At 58.1% G+C, this 5880-nt stretch carries 4 protein-coding genes; all 4 read left to right on the top strand.

Translation table 11 applies throughout. The features are described 5' to 3' along the window. Nucleotides 1-77 precede the first annotated feature (77 nt). Nucleotides 78-572 (top strand): hypothetical protein, encoded by a 495-nt coding sequence (locus tag B7Z66_15880; GenBank protein ID OYV74602.1) that lies wholly within the window; start codon nucleotides 78-80, stop codon nucleotides 570-572. Further along, complete coding sequence (locus B7Z66_15875; GenBank protein OYV74601.1) at nucleotides 569-1996, top strand: hypothetical protein; 1428 nt, start codon at nucleotides 569-571, stop codon at nucleotides 1994-1996. Before B7Z66_15880 ends, B7Z66_15875 begins: the two co-directional genes overlap by 4 nt. After that, nucleotides 1993-3195, top strand: coding sequence for a hypothetical protein (locus tag B7Z66_15870; protein OYV74600.1), 1203 nt, complete (start codon nucleotides 1993-1995; stop codon nucleotides 3193-3195). The genes B7Z66_15875 and B7Z66_15870 overlap by 4 nt, the downstream gene beginning before the upstream one ends. A gap of 1152 nt (nucleotides 3196-4347) precedes the next feature. Continuing rightward, on the top strand, nucleotides 4348-5880 hold a 1533-nt coding region (locus tag B7Z66_15865), incomplete at its 3' end, for a hypothetical protein (GenBank protein OYV74599.1).

Here is a 5880-nt window from a genome sequence, read left to right as displayed (position 1 = left end):
ATGGACATGACCCTAGGCAGTATGCATGCCTGTCATTTCTGGGGTTTGCCTTGAGCTACTGGTGGCTTGGAGGCTATATGCGGCCCGCCAGTTGGGAAAGTCTGTTATGGCCACAATTCCTGGAAGGGGCCGCACTGGGATTGCTGTTCGTTCCAATGACATCGATTTCTTTAAGCAACATACCCGAAACGTCCCAATTGCATGCTATCGATGTACTCAACACGGCGCGTAATTTGTCAGCGGGTTTGATCATTGCATTCGCCGATACCATTTGGGACCGCATCAATGCGCATCAGAGAAATCATCTCGTAAGCCTTGGTGCCGGCGACGCCGAGCGCTTCGTAATGACGCTGCCAAAATTCGTCACTGCGCCGGCAGCGGCTACCCATCACCTGTTGGCGGTCAAGATAGGGATCCAAAGCGGGTTGCTTACCCTGAACACCCTATTCAATAGCCTTGCGCTGGTTTTCTTCGCATTTGCGCTGCTGATCTGGTTCGCAAGCCCGCTACATCCCGTTCACGCGGATCCAATTCTGGATCAGATCGTCGAAAGTCTCGGGGAGGAGCCATGAAGTTCCATGTGCGTGTTGCAACTGTTATGGTGGTTTTTTTGCAAACCGCCTGTGCTCCCGCCTTACCTAAGGGGCCGTCTCTAATCCAGGGCATCGGATTTCAAAATGCCCACGGCAACGCGAATGCGGCAGTACAACCGCATCAGGCGGATCTGTCGACAAATCGCTGGTGGCACGTCTTTCGGGATCCGAACCTGAATCGCTTAGTAGCGATGGCCCTTAAGAACAATCCGGGGCTTGCCGAAGCCAGCGCCCGCATGCGCCTTGCGCAAGCGGAATTGTTGCGTGCTAACGCTGCTGAATGGCCCCATTTTGACAGTATTAATCAGGTTACGCGTGCTCACCTCTCGGATAATGGCAATCACGCAATTTACAATGGGACCACGTCCACAGTTGGTGAAATCGTCCCGCTGTTGGTGAGCTATCATTTGGACGTCTTCGGCGAAGACCGTGAAAATATTGCCGCGGCTCGAGCCGGTGCTGAAGCGGTTCATGCCGAATATCGTCAGAGCGCCCTCATGTTGAGCGCGGCGGTCATAAAAACCTATTTTGCGCTGGCGATAGCTCAGCAACTGGTGGATATCCAAGGGGGGATCGTCAAGCTCAGCAAATCTGCAGGTGGGATCCAGGCCGCGGATTATCGGGCGGGCATTCAGTCCGCCGTTGCGATGCTAACTACGCGAGTGGAAATTCAAAACGCAGAGAGCACGCTCGCGGCGATTCGGCAAAAGGAAGCAGCCTTGGGATTCGCTCTGGCCACCTTGCTTGGCAAGGGCCCGGCGTATCGGATTCCCGTGACTATGGATGCGCGCAAGATACCCGTGAATTTTAAAGTTCCCGGGGATATAGACATGGATATTATCGCCCAGCGACCTGACATACAGGCCGCGCTCTGGAATATCCGCCACGCAGTGCATGTTGAAAAATCAGCACGGGCAGCTTTTTACCCCAATATCAATTTGCGAGCGCTAGTTGGGTTTAACAGTGTTGGTATATCCAATTTGCTTAAGGCGAGTAGTTTTTTGTATGCATTTGGCCCGGCGGTGAGTTTGCCTATCTTCGAGGGAGGGGCCCTGGAGGGAAGGTTTAAGGCGAGCGCGTCCGCCTACGATATGGCGGTATTTTATTACAATAAATCGGTTCTCGCCGCGGTCAGCCAAGTGGCTACAGATCTGGCTGCGCTCGAGCATAGTAAGGAACAGCTCAATGAAGACGCGAACGTCGTTCAGCAGAGTGCGGCGCTTGTAGACGTTGCAGCATCTCAGTTCAACAGCGGTATTGCTGACAAGATCCCGCTCATCCAAGCGAAAATACAATTCAATATCGCAATCAAGACACATTTGGAGGAGACATTGAACTGGATATCGACGGTTACAGATGCGGCTACGGCCCTTGGTGGCGGGTTTCAAAGGTGGTCAGCATGATCGAGAGAGACAAAATCAGATCGAAGCGGTTGCGGGTTATGTGGTCGTTCGCGTTACTGATCGGTTTGTTGGTCGGTTCCTATTGGTATTTTTTCTTGCGCCCAGTAGTCGAAAGTGATGATGCCTATGTCGAGACGAATATAGTCCCGGTTGTGGCCCTGACGCCCGGTGTTGTCACCAAGATAGGCGTGGACGATAGCGTGTTTGTCCACGCCAACCAATGGCTGCTCAGTCAGGAACAGCAGTTGACTTCGGCGAATCTGGCGAACGCATCCGCGTCCTTGGCGGGCGCGGTTCGTCAAACCAAGAGCCGGTTCGCGTTGGTTACGCAGAAAACAGCGGAAATCGCCGTTTTGCGCGCCCAACAAACGAAACTTATGGACGATCTGTCCCGTTATTTGCAAGCCAAAGCCGTTGGTGGTGTCGCCAGCCAAAAAGTATCTGACACTCGCGCTGATATCGCCATTACCGATAGCCAGATCGTCGCTGCGCAAGCGGCCTTGGATAAGGCCCAAGCTTTGGTGACGGGCACAACGGTATACGATAATCCGTTCGTAAAAACGGCGGAAGCCAATTTCATCAAGACGTATATTCAGAATAGACGCTCGATCGTGCTTTCTCCGGTTGACGGATATGTGGCCCATCGGCGTGTTCAGGTTGGTGAACAGGTAAAACCAGGTCAGTGGCTCATGGCAATTGTTCCGCTCAACGACTTATGGATAACCGCCAATATCAAAGAGACCAGATTGGCGCACGTAAGAACGGGCGAGCCAGTCCAGATTCAAGCGCAGACTTACGGTGAGGACGTCACGTTTCACGGACGGGTGATCGGGGTAGTCCCTGCGGGCGGTACCGCGTTTAGCCTCTTTCCGCCCGACAACACTACCGGGAACTATATCCATATTGTGGAGCGTGTTCCTGTGCGGATTAGCCTGGATCCGAAGGAGGTGCACCGTCACCCGTTAAGGCCGGGAATGTCGGTGTCGGTGACTATCGATACGCAGGAATACCGTCATTTTAAGAAGCTGGTTTCCGATGTGAAAGTGGCGAACGGAAGCTTTGAAACGAATATTTTTAATGGGGAGATGCAAGCGGCAAAGCGCGCCGCGAAACAGATCATCGAGAAAAATGTGCACCCGCCACGCGCGAATTTAACCGGCTCCGCATATTGTGGTCAGGTTGATGCTATGGCGTGTTGACGCGGGCTGGGCAATTTGTGGAAGGATGGGTGGTGCGGCGCGCAGGCCACGGCGTCGTTTCGACTCCAAGCGCAGTGCGCCTCATGTGATGCGTTCATTGACTCACGGGCCATCAAATCCAGGAAGCGGGTGTTCGGTCTCCCGCGTGGGCGGCGCCCTAATTCCGAGATCGCGCTGCGAACGATGCTCCGACGGCTTGGGGCGACACCCCTGCGATGCGCAGCCTTGTAGGGCCGTCGCGTCAGCGTCGCAAGGTCGTGATCCCCACGCACGGCGCACGCGCCAATTCTGCTGCGTTATGGCGCCCCGGTCAGGATTCGAACCTGAGACCTTCCCCTTAGGAGGGGGATCAATTGTATTTGCAAAACAGTCCCTTACCCACTGGTTTGTATAATAAACAATGCGTTATCAGTTTATGCGTATGTATGGATATACATGGAACTTTAGTTGAACTTGCCCGGCAGTGTGCCAGGAGTGTGCCATAGATTCCGGTCTTCGATACCCCCCTAGGTCGCGCGGATGTGTCTGGTATACCATACACAAGCAATTGAAAGTTTTGGTGTTTTTCATTAAGCATGGTATATTACCTATAACACCAAACAAAGGGGTGTGGAGATGGATACCATAGATATCATAACTAATTTAGCCTCCGAAGTAGCGGCCTGGAATGTAAAATGCGAGGAAATGCGCCGGGAGGGCCGACGCGCGGCGCGGGCGCGCAGGCTGGCCCGGCCTATGGATGGAAGGCCATCATTCTGGCGCCTGATCCAACGGCGACTCCGACGGCCTGCCCGGCGAGCGGCCGCCCGAGCCACCTGGTCGCCGCGCGCGGCGATCACCGCCCCTCGTACCCGCGCTCGGGCCAGGCAGGCACACCGAACTCGAGCAGGCCCGGCGGGCGGCGGGGATACTGAAGGTGACGGGGGCGGAGAACCCCCGAGGTTATTCGACACAGCGGCCCTAGCCGCCTATCTATGCCTCGCGATCGGGACTGTTCGCACAGCCTTATCCCGCGGGCCCGCGGTGGCAAATCCAGGATGTCAATGCCTGGCTCGCTGAGCGAGCCGGCGCGCCGCGTCCGGATGGTCGGAATCGCAAGGCTGGCCCCGGGCGGCCTCGATCTGGTTCCCGGGGCCGGGCTGGGGGTGCGAAATGAGCGCGCCCACGCCCACGCTCACGCTACGAGACCCAATCGAGGCATTCGCCAGCGCGATCGCCGCCGCGGGCCTCCCTGTGCCCGAGCAGATCGTCGCCGACGGCCAAATCCACAGGTTCAGCACCAACGGGCGCAGCGGGGATGGCGCGGGCTGGTATGTGCTCCATATCTCTGGGGATGATGCATGGGGTGCGTATGGCGATCACCGATCTGGGGTGGACGGCAAGTGGTCCTCACGGTCCTCACGGTCCTTGGCTCCGGCGGAGCAGGCCGCGCGGCGCGAGCAGATCGAGCAGGCCAAGCGCGAGGATCGGGAGGAACGCGCGCGCCGGGCCGCGCAGGCGGCGGCGACCGCCGCCAGGGTGTGGGAGAACTCGCCCCCTGCTCCAGTAGATCACCCCTACCTCCGCGGACATGGGCTGACAGCAGCCCATGGATCGCGGGTCACCGGCGACGGCAAGCTGGTCGTCTGCTATGTCGATCTCGTGAGCGATGCGACCCGCACCGTGCAGTTCATCCCAGCGGGGCCGAGGCCGGGAAAAAAGAAATATCTAAACGGGTCCTGCATGGACGGGGCCGGTGTAATCATCGGCGACCTGGACCTGGACGACGCCGCGATGATCGTGATCGCCGAAGGATGGGCCACCGCCGCGGCCGTGCATCAGGTCACCGGCCTGCCTGCGGTGGCCGCAGGCTGCGCCGGGCAACTGGTGGGCGCGGCTGAGATCATCCATGAGCGGTACCCCGCGGCCCGGATAACGATCGCTGGGGACTCGGGTGAGGTAGGCGAGCGCGCGGCGCTCGAGGCCGCCCGCGAAGTCTGCGGACTCGGCCTGGTGGCAATACCCCAGGGGGTGAGTGACTGGGCGGACGTGTTGACCACACGCGGTCCGGGCGCAGTGAAAGAGGGGATCGAGTCCGCCCAGCCTCCTGCTCCGGCCCCGGCAAGCCCGCCGCAGGCGGCATCGGCGGCGGAGCCGCCGGTAAAGATACAGATCTGGGACTGGTCCTCCTTTGTTCCTCCGGCCCCGCAGATCGATTGGCTAATCGATGGTCTCTTGCCACTCGGGGGAGCCGTCGATGTGTATGGGCCGCCGGGCAGCCGAAAATCCACCATCATTTATCACCTAGCGGCCACCATCGCTGCGGGCGGAGGGCAATGGTTCCGCTGGCCGGTGACCGGTGGGCGGGTAGCAATCATCGGTGGAGAGTCGTCTAACAAAAATATGCACTGGCGTATGGCGCGGAGAATCATGACCCTCGCCGGGTGCGAGCCTGATCCGGATCGCATCATCACCATCCCCGATCGCCCTATATTACGGTGGGCGCGGGGGTATCAGAGTGACGGCAGGCAGGAGGGATGGGACATCACTCCAACCGGCCAACGGGTGCTCGACTATCTGCATAAGTACCAGCCAACATTGGTGGTCATCGATACAATCCTAGCCGGAGCACATGGCTGCAACATCATCGATCAAGCACAGCAATATGCGCTGGCCGAGGAATTGGGTCGGATCGCGCGGGCGTTG

It is taken from the genome of Chromatiales bacterium 21-64-14 (genome assembly GCA_002255365.1).
Taxonomy (GTDB): Bacteria; Pseudomonadota; Gammaproteobacteria; order 21-64-14; family 21-64-14; genus 21-64-14.
The sequence above is the reverse complement of the archived record's forward strand: the minus strand, read 5'-3'. Positions and strand labels throughout refer to the sequence as shown.

What these genes read in the sequence shown, in the direction of transcription:
- B7Z66_15875 (OYV74601.1), top strand. Translation starts at nt 569, where the DNA reads ATGAAGTTCCATGTGCGTGTTGCAACTGTTATGGTGGTTTTTTTGCAA.
- B7Z66_15870 (OYV74600.1), top strand. Translation starts at nt 1,993, where the DNA reads ATGATCGAGAGAGACAAAATCAGATCGAAGCGGTTGCGGGTTATGTGG.
- B7Z66_15880 (OYV74602.1), top strand. Translation starts at nt 78, where the DNA reads ATGCGGCCCGCCAGTTGGGAAAGTCTGTTATGGCCACAATTCCTGGAA.